This is a genomic window from Sulfurospirillum sp. 1307, from assembly GCF_054408545.1.
This window is the reverse complement of the sequence record NZ_CP176011.1, coordinates 933355-949606: the sequence shown is the minus strand read 5'-3', so window position 1 is coordinate 949606 and position 16252 is coordinate 933355. Positions and strand designations below refer to the sequence as shown.

Genomic DNA, 16252 nt, shown 5'->3' with positions numbered 1-16252 from the left:
TAAATGTTTTTACCAACCACAAAAAAAGAGATGAAAAAAAGAGGTTGGAAAAAACTAGATGTTATTTTAATCACAAGTGATGCTTACATAGACTCTCCTTATATGGGAGTTAGTGTTGTTGGAAAGATACTAGAGCGAGCTGGGTACCGCGTAGGTATCATTGGACAACCTGATATTAATAGTGATGTTGATATAAAAAGACTAGGTGAGCCAAAACTTTTTTGGGGAGTTAGTGGAGGTAGTGTAGATAGTATGGTTTCAAATTATACTGCTACAAAAAAATTTAGACATAGTGATGATTATACCCCAGGTGGCATTAACAACAAACGCCCTGATATGGCTACTTTAAAATATACAAATCTCATAAGAAGATACTTTAAAAACACAGTTCCAATTGTTCTAGGTGGCATTGAAGCTAGTCTTAGAAGAGTTACGCATTATGATTTTTGGTCAAATAAACTAAGAAAACCTATCATATTTGACGCAAAGGCTGATTATCTTATCTATGGTATGGCTGAAAAAAGTATAGTTGAATTTGCCAATTGTTTAAAAGAGGGAATTGCGCCTTTACATGTAAGAGGTCTTAGCTACATCTCAAAAACTCCAAAAGAAGATTATATCGAGCTTCCAAGTCATGATGAGTGCCTTAGTGATAAAAATAAATTTATTGATATGTTTGATCATTTTTATAAAAACAATGATCCAATTAGTGCAAAAGGTTTATGCCAAAAAATAGATACAAGATACCTCATACAAAATCCACCTCAAATTAATCTTACAACTGAAGAATTAGATAGTGTAAGTGATCTCGAATTTGAAAGAGATTTACATCCATATCATAAAAAAGATGGGAATGTAAGAGCGTTAGAGACTATAAAATTTTCTATTATGACTCATCAAGGATGTTATGGAGAGTGTAGTTTTTGTGCGATAGGAGTTCATCAAGGAAGAACGATCAGAAGCAGAAGTGAAGAGTCAATCCTAAAGGAAGCACAAAAATTTACAACATATAAAGATTTTAAAGGTATCATTTCTGATGTTGGTGGGCCAACAGCCAATATGTACGGATATGAGTGCAATAAAAAAATAACAAAAGGGACATGCGAACACAAAGCATGTATGTTTCCTAAAATGTGTAGTGCTATGAAGATAGACCATTCTTTTCAGATTAAACTTTTAAGAAAAATCAGAGAGATAAAAGGTATAAAAAAAGCCTTTATTGCTAGTGGCATAAGATATGATTTGATAAATGATGACAAACTAAATGGTTATAACTATCTAAAAGAGATTGTAAATCACCACATAAGTGGTCAGATGAAAGTAGCTCCTGAACATATAGATGATGAAGTTTTAGCTTACATGGGAAAACCAGGTAAACAATCACTTGTAGATTTTAAAAAACTTTTTGACAAATTAAATAAAGAATCAGGTAAAAAGCAGTTTTTAACATACTACCTCATAGCAGCTCATCCAGGATGCAAAGAAAAAAATATGTACAATCTAAAAGATTTTGCGAGTAATGTTCTAAAGATGAATCCAGAACAAGCTCAAATCTTTACTCCAACACCTTCAACATACTCTACTTTGATGTATTATACAGGGCTAGATCCAAAAACTAGAAAGCCAATCTTTGTTGAAAAAGATGTCCATAAAAAAGAAAGACAAAAAAGTATAGTTGTTAAAAAAGAGAAACGAAACTTTAAAAGCACATTCAACTCATAAGAAACTAAGAAAATAAACTATACAATAAGCGAACATTTTAAGATATAAGAAAGGATTAGTATGTTTAAAAAGATAAGCGCTCTTTTAGTTACGCTACTTTTAAGTACAGCAAGTTTAGTTGCTACCGAAAAACCTTTGGTAGTTGGAATGGAACTTCAATACCCACCATTTGAGATGAGTGATAAACAAGGAAAACCAACAGGAGTTAGTGTTGATTTGGCATATGCTCTTGGTAAATACCTTGGTCGTGAAGTTAAAATAGAAAATATTGCTTGGGATGGACTAATTCCTTCTCTTAAAACTGGAAAAGTTGATTTGATAATTTCGTCTATGACTATAACTCCTCAAAGAGCAAAAAGTATAGATTTTTCAATCCCTTATGCACAGTCAAACTTAGCAATCCTTACAAATACAAAAAGTGGTGTCAAAAACATAAATGACTTAAACCAAAAAGACAAAAAAATTGCTGTTAAAAAAGGTACTACTGGTCACATTTATGCTATGAAATATCTAAAAAATGCTGATTTATTAGTTTTTGATAAAGAAAATGCAGCTGTTTTAGAAGTTATTCAAGGAAAAGCTGACGGATTTTTATATGACCAATTAACAATATATAAAAATTGGGCAAAACATAAAGACACAACAGTAGCTTTACTAAAGCCTTTTCAAGAAAAACCAGAATACTGGGGAATGGCAATTAAAAAAGGTAATACTGATTTAAAGAAAAAAGTTGATGAATTTATAAAAAAAGCTAAAAGCGATGGTACTTTTGATAAGTTATCGAAAAAATACCTAACAGAAGCTAGAGCTACATTTGATAAACTTGGAATCGAATTTTTCTTTTAAGAATATATGAATTTAAAAAAATATTTTATTCAAAAAATTGACCAAAAAGAAGATGTAAAAACTCCAAAAAGTGTTTACATCTTCAACTTTTTATTGTTAAGCACAACTATCATCTTACTATTTTATTTTATGTTTACTACTATAAACTATGAATTTCAATGGGATAGCATATGGGAGTATAGACAAAAATTTATAGATGGTTTTTTAATGACTATTTATATTTCTTTCTTTGCTCTTATCCTGAGCTTTGTAATTGGGGTTGTTTTTGCTTATGGTCAAAGCTCACAAATAATACTTTTAAGGTTTTTTTCCAGATTTTACATAGAAGTTATTAGAGGTACGCCTTTACTTGTACAAATACTTATATTTTACTATGTATTTGCTAGTAATTTAGGATTTAATAACCGCTACATAGTTGGAACTGTAATTTTAGCAATGTTTAGTGGAGCATATGTGAGTGAGATAATTAGAGCTGGGATAAAAAGCATAGATAAAGGGCAGTATGAATCAGCTCAATCATTAGGGTTTACTCCAACAAAAACCTATCTATACATCATATTTCCTCAAGCATACAAGAGGATAATCCCTCCTTTAACAGGACAATTTGCATCAATTATCAAAGATTCTTCACTATTATCTATAATTTCTATTAGTGAATTTACTATGAATGCACAAGAAGTAAATGCATATACTTACTCAACACTAGAGAGCTATATACCACTAGGTGTTGGATACTTACTACTTACTTACCCAATTTCATTTTGGGCTAGAAAACTAGAAAATAAAATGAAAGATTAAAGTACTTAATAAAAAATATTGATTGTCGATATACTCTTTACATGTAAGGAGTATATCATGCAAAGTATAAACACAAGTAACTACAACTATAATGATTTTAATTTTTCTATGCAAACAAGTAGTGGTGATAAGATAGATTTAAAACTATATGATGAAAAATCTTCTGAAATGTCATACAAAAAAGATGGCAGCAAAACAGAGATGATGCTCTCACTTACTCATTCTTACGGATATAGTTTTCATTATGAAGGTAATGGAATTGATAAGCAAGATAAAAAAGAGATAAAAGAAGCTATGAAAATCATCGAGCCTATGCTTGAGAAGTACCTTAAAAACATAAAAGAAAGTGATAAAGACTCTTCTATGGCACAAATCACAAACAAAGCATTTGATTTAAACTCTTATCTTCCAAAAGCAAAAGATTTAAATACAAAAAACTATTTAAGCAATAATACTTTAAAAACTTTTGATAAAGTCCTTCAAAAAGCAGAAAATCAAAATGAAAAAATCCTAAAAGAGGCTCAAAAACTTTTTGATGCTTTACTAAAACAACAAGATAAATTTGAGCTCTACATGTAAAGTTTATTAGCTAATGAAAACTTTCTACCAAACTACCAATTAAAAGATTCCAGCCATCTACCAGAACAAATACGAGTAATTTAAATGGTAGTGAAATCATAACAGGAGGTAACATCATCATACCCATACTCATAAGAACTGAAGCCACAACCATATCTATAACTAAAAAAGGAAGATAGAGTAAAAAGCCTATTTGAAATGCAGTTTTTAGCTCACTTATCATGAAAGCTGGAACTGCTACTGTTAAAGGAACATCTTGTATATTTTTTGGGTTTTCAAGTTTTCTTATACGAAAAAAAAGAGCTAAATCTTTTTCTCTAGTATTCCTTACCATAAAAGCTTTAAAAGGCTCTACACCTTTATCAAATGCTTCTTGATAGCTTATTTTTTGTTCCAAATAAGGTTTTATTGCAATATCGTATGATTTTGTTGCAACTGGTTCCATAATAAAAAATGTAAGTATCAAAGCCAATGAAATCAAAATTTGATTTGGTGGCATCTGTTGTGTTCCAAGAGCCTGTCTTAAAAAAGAAAACACAACTATCAATCTTAAAAAACTAGTACTAACAAAAACAATAGAAGGTGCTAAAACTAGTATCGTTAAAACAACAAGTAAGTTTAAACTAGTTACTAACTGTTCTGGTGTATTTGGAGCACTAAGACTTAGATTAACTGTTGGAATTGGATCTACAGCAAATATTGGAGATATTAATAGAAAAATAAAGATAATTTTTCTCAATTATTTAGCTCCAGCTTGATCTAATATACTTTTTTTAGCACTATTTTTTGAAGAACCATCTAGTGAGAAAAAGTGAAGCTCAACTCTTCTGTTTTTTGCTCTTCCCTCAGCTGTAGCATTTGATGCTATTGGATCATACTGAGCTCTTCCCGAAGCTATAATTTTTTTTGGATCTACTCTATCTTTTATAAGCTCTTTTACTACGCTTACTGCTCTTGCAGTGGAGAGTTCCCAATTGTCTTTATATGGACTTGTACTTGGCGGAGGAACATCATCTGTATAACCTTTTGCATTTACTTGCATCTTTTCAGGCAATTTTTTAACAATTAAAGCAATTCTTTTTAAAAACAATAAGGCATCTTCATTTTGTATAACAGCGCTGCCAGGAGCAAAAAGTAGCCCACTTGGAAGCCTAATTATAAACCCATCTTCAGCCTCTTCTACTTGAACTTCAGGCCCTCCTGAAGTTTTTAACATCTCATTTATTTCAGTAATTGCTTTTTTAAGTTGTGTTGTTACAACTCTATTTGAAGTTTCATCTTGAGATTCTATTGGTGTTGCTTGTTGTTGTCTCTCACGGCTAATCTCTGTTTTAGTACCACCTTCTAGTACACTCAAAGCTCCAGCAAGAGATCCAATTGCTTCTTGAACTTTTTTAGCATCCATTGTAGACATAGATAGAAGCAAAACGAAAAAACAAAGCAGTAAACTCATCAAATCACCAAAAGCAGCCAACCATCCTGGCAAACATTTTGGACAATCAGGACATTTTTGTTTAGCCATTATACACCTTAATCAAATTGAGAAACTCTCTCTTTAGGAGGTAAAAATGAAAGTAATTTTCCTTCTAAAGTTCTAGGATTATCTCCAGCTTGAATAGCCATAATTCCTTCTAAGATAAGTGTCTTAGCTAAAGTTTCATCACTATCTCTAATACCCAAAATATTAGCAACCGGAGCACCTACGATGTTTCCAATCATCGCTCCATACATCGTTGTAAGCAAAGCAACCGCCATTGATGGACCAATCGCACTAGGATCAGCCATATTCAAAAGCATCGCAACTAGACCGATAAGAGTTCCAATCATACCCATAGCACCTGAAAAACCACCCATTTGGTCAAAGATTTGAGCATTTGCTGCGTGTCTTGCACTTGTTTGTTCCATCTCAATCTCAAGCATATCTCTAATAGTATCAGGCTCATTTCCATCAACTGCCATAGATAAGCCTTTTTTTAAAAATTCATTTTCTTCACTATTTGCATCAGCTTCTAAAGCCAATATACCATCTCGCCTTGCTTTTGTTGAATACTCTACCATTTTTTTAATAAGTGCTGCTATATCTTCTTGTGGAGGCTTAATTGCAATCATAAAAATTTTTGTTAAGCTCTTCATCTGCTCCATTTTAAAGCCGATTAAAAGAACTCCTGCTGTACCACCAAAAACAATTAAAACAGAAGGTATATCTATGTATGGACCTATACCAACACCCATTGCCATTGCACCAAAAAGTAGCGCCAATGTTAGTACTAAACCAACGACCGTTCCTAAATCCATGTTTTTGCTTCCTTGCTAAAATAGTAGATATGTATAATTTTAGTTATTTTAATGTTAAAAAGTGGTTAAAGCCCCTATTTTATACCGATTAAAACAAACTTTAGATAAAATATCGTCTATTTATAATATATCTTTAGAGGAATAAAAATGAAATGCTCAATAGCCATTATGGCAGCTGGTTTTGGAACTAGAATGAAATCTAAAAAATCAAAAGTACTACATACTATCAGTGGATTTCCTATGCTTTATCATATCATAAAAGAAGCTAGTAAGATATCTGATGATATAAGTGTAATTTTATTTCATCAAGCAAAAGAAATAGAAGCTGAAATGAATCAGTACTTTAAAAATTTAACCTATATAATCCAAGATCATAAAAACTTCCCTGGAACTGGTGGAGCGATCATGAAAATTGAGCCAAAATATGAAAAAGTTTTAGTATTAAATGGAGATATGCCACTTCTTGAAGCCAATGATATGAAAAAGTTTTTTGAAGTAGATGCAAAAGTAGTTATGAGTAGCTTTACATGTAGTAATCCTAGTGGATATGGAAGAGTGATACTTGATGATAACTCAAATGTTGTAAAAATAGTTGAGCAAAAAGATGCAAATGAAGAAGAATTGAAGGTAAATAATGTAAATGCTGGAGTTTACCTTTTTGATACAAAATTTTTAAAAGAAAATCTATCTAAACTATCAAATGACAACAATCAAAAAGAGTACTATATAACAGATTTAATCAGTATCGCAAACGAACAAAATATAAATGTTAAAGCTTTACATGTAGAAGAAGAAACTTTTATGGGAGTTAATTCTAAATATCATCTTAGCATTGCTGAAGAGATTATGCAAAAAAGAATAAAAAGAAGGTTTATGGAAGATGGTGTTATTATGAGACTTCCTGATAGTATCTACATAGAAAGTGATGTTGAAATTGAAGGTGAATGTATTATAGAAAATGGTGTTAGCTTGTTAAAAGGATCTCGTATTATCAATTCGCATATCAAAGCAAATTCCGTTATAGAAGATAGTCTCATTCAAAACTCCGAAATTGGGCCAATTGCTAGAGTTAGACCAAAATCAAGTATCATAAATTCTAAAATTGGAAATTTTGTAGAAATCAAAAAATCAACTCTAAATGGTGTTAAAGCTGGACATCTTAGCTATCTTGGCGATAGTGAGATTGATGAGGGAACCAATATAGGATGTGGTACTATTACATGTAATTATGATGGAAGAGCAAAATATAAAACGATAATCGGTAAAAATGTATTTGTTGGCAGTGATTCGCAACTGATTGCTCCAATAAAAATAGAAGATGATGTACTCATTGCAAGTGGAACAACAGTAACAAAAGATGTAAAAAAAGGAAGCTTGGCAATCGCTAGAGAAAAGCTTAAGATTATTGATAGTTTCTTTTATAAATTCTTTAACAAAGAGGATAAATAAGTGTTAAGTGGCAAAAAAATACTCGTAGGAGTTACTGGAAGTATTGCGATATACAAAACATTGGAGTTAATCCGACTTTTTATAAAACAAAATGCAAGTGTAAAAGTTCTTATGAGTGAAGAAGCAAAAAGGTTTGTAACTCCTCTTACTTTTGAAGCAATCAGTCAAAACAGAGTTTTACATGTAGAAACTGAAAATTGGGCTGATGAATTAAATCACATACACATTGGTAAATGGGCTGATTTGTTTGTCATAGCTCCAATAAGTGCAAATAGTATCAATAAAATTGCAAATGGAATCGCTGATAACCTGCTAACTCAAAGCATACTAGCTTTTAATAAAACGATAGTTATTGCTCCAAGTGCCAATACAAATATGATTGAAAATCATATCACAAAAGAGAGTTTAGATAAACTAAAAAAACTAGGATTTATCATAAGTGAACCACAAGATAAGTTATTGGCTTGTCTTGATAGCGGAAAAGGTGCTATGAGCGAGCCAAAAGACATCTTTGATATATGTGCAAGAGAACTTTTAAAAGATGATTTTTGGACAAATAAAGATGTAGTTATAACCGGTGGTGGAAGCGTAGAGAGGATTGATGATGTAAGATGCATAAGCAATTTTTCAAGTGGTAAACAAGCAAATGCTCTAGCTTATGCTTTTTATCTAAAAGGAGCAAATGTAACTCTGATTAGCTCAAAAGAGAACAATTTATCTTTGATAAAAACTCTACATGTAGAATCTTCGCAAGATTATAAAAAAGCTATCAAAAACACTATTAAGCCAAACTCATATCTTTTTATGGCTGCTGCTATTAGTGATTTTGTGCCGGCTGTTAAAAAAGAAGGTAAGATTAAAAAAGAAGAAATTGGGGATAGTTGGAATCTAGAATTAGTTAAAAATGAAGATATTCTTTTAAATCTTGATAAAAAAAACATAAGAACTATTGGTTTTAAAGCTGAGCTAGATGAATTTAGTGCAAAAGATAATGCAAAAAAAATGTTAGAAAAAAAATCACTTGATGCTGTTTGTTTAAATATCATCAAACAAGATAATAAATTTGGAAGTGATAAAAATGAGATAGTATTTTTAACAAAAAATAATGAATTTCATTTAAAAATAGCAACTAAATTTGATATAGCTATGCAAATAGTAAATCTAAGTAAAGAGTTATGATAAATAATATTTCAAAAATTTCAAAAATTCAAAGAATATCAAATCCTGATTTACCACTGAAATTTAATAGTTCGCTTCCTATAAGCATAGAAGTTTTAAAAGAGTTACCTCTTGATAGATATAAACTTCTTTTAGGAAATCGTGAATTTACAACAAAGTCTCAAAAAAAACTAAAAGAGAAAAACAGATATTGGGGAAATTTTGGTAAAAGTAGAGATGGCATAATAACTATTTCAAACTTAAAACAAATGCCAACTTTTATGCAAGATGACAGTAATTTTTTAGATATTGAAATGGAAGATTTTTTAGAAAATTTAAAAAACATTTCACTAATAAATTTTAAACAATGGATCATGGATAACTTAGAAAAAGCAGGCAAAAAAGAGTTTAAAATATTTGCTACAATGCTATTGGCTTTAAAAAACGAAGTTATACATCTTCCTTTTAAAAAAAACAATAAATTAAACCTAGTTCAAATAAAAAACAATGAATTTTATATGAGTTTTGAAAATCTTGGACCAATTAGAGGAATTTTTGAGAATCAAAAGCTAAAAATTGATATACTATTTTCTAAAAGTTTATATTTTTTATCTAAAAAAGCAGATGATATAAATTTAAATATAGATTTTAGTATCAAAGAAGACATTTTGCCACTTTTTGAAATAGATAAATTGATACTCGATCTAAAAGGTTAATTTTGACAAATTTAAATGATTTAAAACACATAGCGATAATAATGGATGGCAATGGTAGGTGGGCAGAGCGTCAAGGTAAAAAACGCTCATTTGGACATGAAAATGGGGCTAAAAATGTAAGAAATATTACAGAGTATTGTTCCAAACTTGGTGTAAAATATCTAAGTTTGTATGCTTTTAGTACAGAAAATTGGAAACGCCCTAAAAGTGAAATAGAATTTCTAATGAAATTATTATCAAAGTTTCTAAAAAAAGAAGTAAAAACTTTTAAGCAAAATAATGTAAAATTTGATGTTATAGGAGATATTAGTAAATTTTCCAAAGAACTTCAAAAAACAATAGAAAAAACAAGAGAAGAGACTTCAAACTGTACAGGTATGACTCAAATTTTAGCAATCAACTATGGTTCAAGAGATGAAATCACAAGAGCAGTAAATAAAGCTTTAAAAGAGTCTAAAAATGAGATAAGCCAAGATGATTTCTCAAGCTTTTTAGATACTGCAAAATATCCTGATGTTGACTTACTCATAAGAACAGGAGGAGATAAAAGGCTTTCTAATTTTCTCTTATGGCAAAGTGCTTATGCTGAACTATTTTTTACTGATACTCTCTGGCCTGATTTTAGTAGTGGTGAGCTTGAAACCATGATAGATAAATTTAAAAGAACTTCAAGGAGATTTGGAGCAATATGATTACATCATCAATGCCTTTTTTATTTTTTTATGGATTAATTGGTCTTTTAATTGGCTCTTTTTTAAATGTAGTTATAATTAGAGTTCCAAAAGAAGAAAATATTGCTTTTCCTTCTTCTCATTGTATAAAATGTAATCATCCTCTAAAGTGGTATCATAATATCCCTGTTTTTTCTTGGATATTTCTAAAAGGCAAATGTGCATTTTGTGGTGAAAAAATTTCTATTCAGTATCCAATTGTTGAAATTTTAACTTCTGTTTTGTTTACTATAGTTGCTTACAGAGTTGAAAATATAAAAGATATGTTAGTATTATCTATCCTTTTTTCAATGCTTTTATCTCTTAGCTTTATAGATTTAAAATACAAAGCAGTTCCTGATAATATAAGCATACCAGCCCTTATAATTTCGCTTTTTTTTGGTAATTTCTTAGTTTCATTGCAAAATGCTCTTATTCTTGCTGGAGCCTTTTGCTTACTTCGTATATTTGTGTCATGGATTATAAAAAAAGAGGCTATGGGAGAAGCTGACATAATCATAGCAGGAATCATTGGAGCAATTCTTGGAGTTGAGTATGGTTTTGTAGCTATTTATATATCAGCTTTAATTGCTCTGCCAGTATTTTTAATTGTTTCAAAGAAAGGCTATGAACTACCTTTTATACCATTTTTAGCATTAGGCCTTTTTATAACTTGGGAGTATTTAGATAACATAAAAATTTTGATGGATATGCTATATGAATAGAGTTAACAACTATCTTTTAAAACAATTTAGCTCAATTTTTTCATCTTTGTTTTTTACTCTGTTTTTCATAACATCTATCATATTTTTTATCAAAATAGCAAATATTACATCTGTTATAAAAATCACATTTGTTGAGCTTGGAATTTTGTATTTATATCTCATCCCAAATATTTTAATTTATACACTTCCAGTTACTTTTTTTATAGCTGTTTGTATCTCTCTTTTTAATTTATCAAAAGAAAATGAAATCATTGTTTTGTTTACACTCAGTCACTCACCTAGAAAAATTGCAAAACTTTTTACCACAGTATCTTTTATACTTACAACATTACTAATCATTAATATAATCGTCTTAATTCCAACAGCAAAGCAGTTAAATGCAAATTTTATAGATTATAAAAAGGTGGAAGCAAAATTCAATATAAAAGCCACAGAATTTGGTCAAAAATTTTCTAATTGGCTTGTTTATATAAACAAAAGTGATAAAAAAGGTACATATGATAGTGTTGTTATGTATCAAGCTGATAAAAAAAATGATCCAGAAAAACTAATAACTGCGAAAAAAGCAAATATAAAAAATAAAAAAGGGATATTACAATTAGAACTAGATGATGGAAGAGCATTTCAAATTGAAAAAGATAAAATTGAACAATTAGATTTTAAAAAAATGTATCTATATAATGAAACTAGAGAATATGTTTCAGAAGTAAAAAGCATAAAAGATTACTGGCTAGCTGCTCTTAAATACCCAAAAAGAGCCTACGATTTAGCATTTTTCCTGCTAATAGCTCTATTTCCACTAGCAACTGCACTATTTGCAGTTAGCATTGGAATCGTAACTTATAGATATGAAAAAAAAGGAATTTATCCTAGTATGGCACTAGTTATTATGGCCTATATGATACCTGGTTTTATAATGATTAAATATTGGAATCTAATTGGGTTGATAATTCTTTTTTCAAGCTTTATGACACTATCATATTTATACTACAAACGAAAAATTTTAACTAGGTACTGATGAAAGTAAAAGCAATTTTAAGTTATGATGGAAGCAAATTTCATGGATTTCAAATTCAATCTAATACAAAAGTAAAAACCGTTGTAGGAGATATCAAAGAGGCTCTTTTAAAACTCAACATTCAATCAAATATAAATGGAAGTGGAAGAACTGATAGTGGAGTTCATGCAACAAATCAAGTCATAGACTTTGAAGTTCCAAACTTTTGGAAAGATTTAAAAAAACTTACAAATAAGCTTAATCAAATATTAAGTCCTTTTATTTACATAAAATCAATACAACAAATCCATGACAACTTTAATGCAAGATTTGATGCTAAAAAAAGATTATACAGATACATTTTATACACTGGTAAGTATCAGCCATTTTTACACAACTATGCTTTACATGTAAAAGAATTAGACATAAAAAAACTAAATAAAATAGTAAAAAATTTTATAGGTGAACATGATTTTAAAAACTTCAAAAAAGAAGGCAGTCCAACAAATAGCGATGTAAGGATTATTTATAGAGCTGGAGCTTATGAACATAGAGGCTTTTTTATTATTTATTTTTTAGGGAATGGTTTTTTAAGAAGTCAAGTTAGAATGATGAGCGATTTTGCACTTAAAGTAATGCAAGGGTATTTAAGTGAGCAAAACTTAAAAGATCAATTAGCATGTAAAAAGATTTATTCAAGAACTCTGATTGCTCCAAATGGACTATATTTGTCTAAAATATACTATTAACTAATATACTAAACCAAGTAATCGTTGCTATACTTATAGATATAAATACTACTGCACTCCCAGCATCTTTTGCTTTTTTTGCCATTTCATGGTATTCAATAGTTACTAAATCAACAACTCTCTCAATAGCACTATTAATAGCTTCAGCTAGTAAAACAAGCATATATGAGCTAAAAAGAAAAAGTTTATTAGTTAAATTAATATCTAACAATAAAATAAGAGGTATTAATATAACTCCAAAAGCAAGTTCAATCCTAAAAGAACTTTCTGTTTTTATTATATCAATTAAGCCGTTTAGAGCATATGATGTATTTTTAAAAAAATTATATTTAGGTTGATTTCTCAAATTCTTTTCCTTGAATCAATTTTGCAATGATAAGTACAATTAGCCAAGCAATTAGCATAGTTATAATAGTATGGCTTAAAAAGTGATCTCCTATAAACATTTTATATAGTCCCATACTCCAGCCAACTACCATAGCTCCAGTTAGTGCTATTTTTCTATTTTTTGAAGTTTTAAATAAAAAAAAGAGTGACAAAAGAGCAAAACCACCACTTGCATGACCTGCTGGCCAGCATTTTATCTTGCCATTTTGCTTAAAATCTTTTGGATAAGAATCAAAAACTTTTACATTTGGATATTTTCCATGATAATATTCTATATTTTTAGGACATGGTGTATTTGAAATTGCTTTTAATCCACCAACTACTACTGGCACAAAAATTGCAGAAAGCACTATAATAATCAAGCCTTTTTTATACTCTTTTATTAGTTTCTTTTTTCTAAAAAAAATCAAACTAAAGAGGATTAAAACAGCAATTACAATAAGTAATTTTTTAATACCATCATAAAAAATAAACTTTAAAATTGGCTCATTTCTATCAAGTAACCAAGTATGAGTTTCAAAGTTATAAAAATAATTTTGTACAACAAAATCCAAGTTAGTAAATTCAAACAAAGCAATTACAAAAAACAATAAAATCGAGGTTATTATGATTTGTTTATTTGTTGTTTTTTGCGTCATACACTATATCTTTAGTTTTATTGTACATCTTTGTTTTTACATCAAAAATCCCTAAAATCGTATCAAATAGATTGTCTTGTGAAAATTCTTTATCTTGTACTTTTTTTAGTGCATTAATTACACTATCATTACTACTCCAAAATACTGAAGCTACATGTTTTTGTGCATCTGGTGCCATAAAATAAGGCATTGCATGAAGATAAACTCCATTTTCTCCCAAACTCTCACCATGATCACTCATATATATCATCGCTGTTTCAAAATCTTTTGAGTATCCTTTTAAAAACTCTATAGTTTTTGATAAAAAATAATCAGTATAAAGTATCGCATTATCATAAGCATTGCTTATCTCTTCTTGCGTACATTTTTCTAACTGATTTGTAGTACAAATCGGTTTAAATTTCAAAAACTCTTTTGGATATCTTTTATAATAAGCTGGTCCATGATTTCCCATTTGATGTAGTACTATAAAAATATCTTTTTTATTAGACTTTTCTATAAATTTATCAAGTCCAACTAACATTCCCATATCTCTACACTCTTTATCATCACATATTGGATTATTTTTATTTGGTGTTTTATAATCCTCGTAATTTACTCTAAGAGCCACTCCTTTTGAATCAGAGTTATTATCTCTCCATAATATATCTACTTTGTTAGTATGCTTTAATATATCTACTGCATTTTCAGTTGATATTCCTTTTTTATAGCTATAATCACTTCTATCATACATAGAAAACATACAAGGAACTGAAGTAGCAGTTGAAGTTCCACATGAGTACATATTTGTAAAACTAACAACATTTTCTTGTTTTAAAAGAGGATTAGTCTCTTTTTCATAGCCATTAAGTGAAAATCTATCAGCTCTTGCACTCTCTCCTACTACCATGATAATCAATTTTCTTTTACTATCATCTTCTATTTTTGCATCTAGTCCAATTTTCTTAAGAACAATTGGTCCGCCAGTGTAAGTTTTAGAAATGTATTTTCCAACACTATAAATCCAATAAGTTGGATTTGTATAATATCTTAAAGGTTTATGTTCTCTAAAAAATGATGTATAAAACTTACTAAAACTAGCAACTACTGCTACAATAAGTACAATTGAAAATACTATAACTTTTATCTTTCTCCATAATTCAGATTTAAATCCATGATATTTTATTTTTGCTTTGTAAACTAAGATTGATGGCAATATTCCTAAAAACAGAACATATAAAACCATTTTCAAGCTAAATAAATCCAAAGACTCATGGATGTCAGTCTGAAGAGAGTTTCTTATCATAGTTGAATCAATTACTACATGATATGTATCCATAAAATAACTAGTAAAAGAAGAGACTAAAAGAGTTAAAATCAAAATTGGTTTTGTAGTATATTTTGAGCTTAAAAGTGTAAAAAACAAAACAAAAAAAGCAAGTAAAAACAGAGCAACTGAGATTATATAAATGGCATTTTCATTCCATGGGTAAACTTTTAAAACATTTTCAAAAAATGAAAAATTAGCAAAACATAAAAAAAACAGTGAAACTAAAAAGATTAGATTGTATTGGGTAATTCTCATTAACCATTCCTCAACTTATCTCTTAATTCACCTAGCTTTTGTGCTATCAAGTTTGCATTTTTTTCAAGCTTAGATAAATGGCCAAATGATTCAAGTATGACTATATGATTCTGCTTTATACTACTTTTTATCAAAGCAAGAAGTGGAAGGAAATTTTCTTCATAGCTTGTTTTATCAATCATTTTATCTTTAAAATCATAGTTAATTCCTTCTAAAAACCTTTGCATTGCAAGAAGGTTTCCTTTTATTCTGTAATACTTATCGTCTTGAGAAAGAAAGCTTGTTTTAATCATGATATTTGTTTGAAGTTGCTGTTTGATTTTATCTAATACTTCAGCTAGATTGTCAGAATTTACAATAAAAACAGCATTTTTCTCTTCCATAGGTTTGTTTTGGTCTTTTTCTAACTCGCTTAAGTATTTATCTAAACTCTTAATACTTTGTTTTAGTCTAGTTGTATAGCTAGTAAAGATTGGTAGAGTATAATCAGCATATATATCTGAGCGAGCTTGAACAATGTATTTGTTAGCTCCACCAGTTCCTCTATTTCTTGCGAGATTATTTTCTAGTGTATTAATAGCAATTCTATACATCTCAATCTCGCCAACTTGCTCAAAATACTTATTATCAATCCAAAAATTAACACCTGTAAAATTAGTAACCAAACCTTCATCAACTAATTCTGCTAAACCATCTTTTATAGCACTAACAGTAGTTTTTCCTACAACATCTTTGTATATAACAATTTGCTTTGGAGTATCAGTAGTAATACTATAAAAAGGAGCTACAATTAAACTAATAGGAAACAACCAAAGTAAAAAAGAGACAACAATCAAAGCAACCAAAGAAAATAATCTTTTAAAAAATATTTTCCACTCATTAAAATCAAACAAATAATCTATCAAAAAATCTTTCATAA

General features: G+C 29.3%; 18 protein-coding genes. 11 read left to right on the top strand and 7 right to left on the bottom strand.

Going from position 1 to position 16252, the window contains the following annotated elements; all coding sequences use genetic code 11:
* Nucleotides 1–3: 3 nt before the first annotated feature.
* The 4 genes from ACKGJI_RS04910 to ACKGJI_RS04895 are packed head-to-tail and all read left to right on the top strand — an operon-like array spanning nt 4 to nt 3945.
* A complete protein-coding gene (locus tag ACKGJI_RS04910) occupies nt 4–1722 on the top strand; it encodes a YgiQ family radical SAM protein (protein ID WP_458701459.1) in 1719 nt (572 codons plus the stop codon).
* Between the two features lie 60 nt (nt 1723–1782).
* Nucleotides 1783–2568, top strand: coding sequence for a transporter substrate-binding domain-containing protein (locus ACKGJI_RS04905; RefSeq protein ID WP_458701458.1), 786 nt, complete (start codon nt 1783–1785; stop codon nt 2566–2568).
* A 6-nt stretch (nt 2569–2574) separates the two neighbouring features.
* On the top strand, nt 2575–3366 hold the full coding sequence (locus ACKGJI_RS04900; RefSeq protein ID WP_458701457.1) for an amino acid ABC transporter permease: 792 nt from the start codon (nt 2575–2577) through the stop codon (nt 3364–3366).
* 57 nt (nt 3367–3423) lie between these two features.
* Nucleotides 3424–3945 carry an ATP/GTP-binding protein gene (locus tag ACKGJI_RS04895; protein ID WP_458701456.1) on the top strand — a complete coding sequence of 174 codons (522 nt, stop codon included), beginning with the start codon at nt 3424–3426 and terminating at the stop codon, nt 3943–3945.
* 10 nt (nt 3946–3955) lie between these two features.
* On the opposite strand, the gene fliP is transcribed toward ACKGJI_RS04895, so the two are convergent.
* The 3 genes from fliP to ACKGJI_RS04880 are packed head-to-tail and all read right to left on the bottom strand — an operon-like array spanning nt 3956 to nt 6240.
* On the bottom strand, nt 3956–4684 hold the full coding sequence (fliP, locus tag ACKGJI_RS04890; RefSeq protein WP_458701455.1) for a flagellar type III secretion system pore protein FliP: 729 nt from the start codon (nt 4682–4684) through the stop codon (nt 3956–3958).
* Nucleotides 4685–5467, bottom strand: a complete 783-nt coding sequence (locus ACKGJI_RS04885) for a flagellar motor protein MotB (RefSeq protein ID WP_458701454.1) — start codon at nt 5465–5467, stop codon at nt 4685–4687.
* Nucleotides 5468–5475: 8 nt separating this feature from the next.
* Nucleotides 5476–6240, bottom strand: coding sequence for a motility protein A (locus ACKGJI_RS04880; RefSeq protein WP_458701452.1), 765 nt, complete (start codon nt 6238–6240; stop codon nt 5476–5478).
* Between the two features lie 147 nt (nt 6241–6387).
* Here ACKGJI_RS04880 and glmU point away from each other — a divergent pair, with 147 nt between their 5' ends.
* The 7 genes from glmU to truA are packed head-to-tail and all read left to right on the top strand — an operon-like array spanning nt 6388 to nt 12744.
* Complete coding sequence (gene glmU / locus ACKGJI_RS04875) at nt 6388–7689, top strand: bifunctional UDP-N-acetylglucosamine diphosphorylase/glucosamine-1-phosphate N-acetyltransferase GlmU (RefSeq protein WP_458701451.1); 1302 nt, start codon at nt 6388–6390, stop codon at nt 7687–7689.
* Nucleotides 7690–8868, top strand: a complete 1179-nt coding sequence (gene coaBC / locus ACKGJI_RS04870; RefSeq protein WP_458701450.1) for a bifunctional phosphopantothenoylcysteine decarboxylase/phosphopantothenate--cysteine ligase CoaBC — start codon at nt 7690–7692, stop codon at nt 8866–8868. It abuts the gene before it with no gap.
* The gene (locus ACKGJI_RS04865; protein ID WP_458701449.1) at nt 8865–9563 is read left to right on the top strand and encodes a hypothetical protein; all 699 of its coding nucleotides are present in this window, start codon (nt 8865–8867) and stop codon (nt 9561–9563) included. The genes coaBC and ACKGJI_RS04865 overlap by 4 nt, the downstream gene beginning before the upstream one ends.
* A gap of 2 nt (nt 9564–9565) precedes the next feature.
* A complete protein-coding gene (locus ACKGJI_RS04860; protein ID WP_458701448.1) occupies nt 9566–10255 on the top strand; it encodes a di-trans,poly-cis-decaprenylcistransferase in 690 nt (229 codons plus the stop codon).
* Nucleotides 10252–10998 (top strand): prepilin peptidase, encoded by a 747-nt coding sequence (locus tag ACKGJI_RS04855; protein ID WP_458701447.1) that lies wholly within the window; start codon nt 10252–10254, stop codon nt 10996–10998. Before ACKGJI_RS04860 ends, ACKGJI_RS04855 begins: the two co-directional genes overlap by 4 nt.
* Nucleotides 10991–12016, top strand: coding sequence for an LptF/LptG family permease (locus tag ACKGJI_RS04850; protein WP_458701446.1), 1026 nt, complete (start codon nt 10991–10993; stop codon nt 12014–12016). The genes ACKGJI_RS04855 and ACKGJI_RS04850 overlap by 8 nt, the downstream gene beginning before the upstream one ends.
* Nucleotides 12016–12744 carry a tRNA pseudouridine(38-40) synthase TruA gene (truA, locus tag ACKGJI_RS04845; protein ID WP_458701445.1) on the top strand — a complete coding sequence of 243 codons (729 nt, stop codon included), beginning with the start codon at nt 12016–12018 and terminating at the stop codon, nt 12742–12744. The genes ACKGJI_RS04850 and truA overlap by 1 nt, the downstream gene beginning before the upstream one ends.
* Here the strand turns inward: truA and ACKGJI_RS04840 are convergent.
* From ACKGJI_RS04840 to ACKGJI_RS04825, 4 genes are read right to left on the bottom strand one after another with little or no spacing between them, the layout of a single operon-like run.
* Nucleotides 12728–13090 carry a diacylglycerol kinase gene (locus ACKGJI_RS04840; RefSeq protein WP_458701444.1) on the bottom strand — a complete coding sequence of 121 codons (363 nt, stop codon included), beginning with the start codon at nt 13088–13090 and terminating at the stop codon, nt 12728–12730. The two genes, truA and ACKGJI_RS04840, sit on opposite strands and share 17 nt — an antisense overlap.
* Nucleotides 13074–13769, bottom strand: coding sequence for a phosphatase PAP2 family protein (locus tag ACKGJI_RS04835; protein WP_458701443.1), 696 nt, complete (start codon nt 13767–13769; stop codon nt 13074–13076). Before ACKGJI_RS04835 ends, ACKGJI_RS04840 begins: the two co-directional genes overlap by 17 nt.
* Entirely contained in the window at nt 13747–15333 is a 1587-nt protein-coding gene (locus ACKGJI_RS04830) for a phosphoethanolamine transferase (RefSeq protein WP_458701442.1), read from the bottom strand. Before ACKGJI_RS04830 ends, ACKGJI_RS04835 begins: the two co-directional genes overlap by 23 nt.
* Nucleotides 15333–16250 (bottom strand): DUF2333 family protein, encoded by a 918-nt coding sequence (locus ACKGJI_RS04825; RefSeq protein WP_458701441.1) that lies wholly within the window; start codon nt 16248–16250, stop codon nt 15333–15335. Before ACKGJI_RS04825 ends, ACKGJI_RS04830 begins: the two co-directional genes overlap by 1 nt.
* Nucleotides 16251–16252 lie beyond the last annotated feature (2 nt).

Coding starts and splice junctions, on each gene's coding strand:
- ACKGJI_RS04910 (WP_458701459.1), top strand. CDS start 4: ATGTTTTTACCAACCACAAAAAAAGAGATGAAAAAAAGAGGTTGGAAA.
- ACKGJI_RS04905 (WP_458701458.1), top strand. CDS start 1,783: ATGTTTAAAAAGATAAGCGCTCTTTTAGTTACGCTACTTTTAAGTACA.
- ACKGJI_RS04900 (WP_458701457.1), top strand. CDS start 2,575: ATGAATTTAAAAAAATATTTTATTCAAAAAATTGACCAAAAAGAAGAT.
- ACKGJI_RS04895 (WP_458701456.1), top strand. CDS start 3,424: ATGCAAAGTATAAACACAAGTAACTACAACTATAATGATTTTAATTTT.
- ACKGJI_RS04885 (WP_458701454.1), bottom strand. CDS start 5,467: ATGGCTAAACAAAAATGTCCTGATTGTCCAAAATGTTTGCCAGGATGG.
- ACKGJI_RS04880 (WP_458701452.1), bottom strand. CDS start 6,240: ATGGATTTAGGAACGGTCGTTGGTTTAGTACTAACATTGGCGCTACTT.
- glmU (WP_458701451.1), top strand. CDS start 6,388: ATGAAATGCTCAATAGCCATTATGGCAGCTGGTTTTGGAACTAGAATG.
- ACKGJI_RS04865 (WP_458701449.1), top strand. CDS start 8,865: ATGATAAATAATATTTCAAAAATTTCAAAAATTCAAAGAATATCAAAT.
- ACKGJI_RS04855 (WP_458701447.1), top strand. CDS start 10,252: ATGATTACATCATCAATGCCTTTTTTATTTTTTTATGGATTAATTGGT.
- ACKGJI_RS04850 (WP_458701446.1), top strand. CDS start 10,991: ATGAATAGAGTTAACAACTATCTTTTAAAACAATTTAGCTCAATTTTT.
- truA (WP_458701445.1), top strand. CDS start 12,016: ATGAAAGTAAAAGCAATTTTAAGTTATGATGGAAGCAAATTTCATGGA.
- ACKGJI_RS04835 (WP_458701443.1), bottom strand. CDS start 13,769: ATGACGCAAAAAACAACAAATAAACAAATCATAATAACCTCGATTTTA.
- ACKGJI_RS04830 (WP_458701442.1), bottom strand. CDS start 15,333: ATGAGAATTACCCAATACAATCTAATCTTTTTAGTTTCACTGTTTTTT.
- ACKGJI_RS04825 (WP_458701441.1), bottom strand. CDS start 16,250: ATGAAAGATTTTTTGATAGATTATTTGTTTGATTTTAATGAGTGGAAA.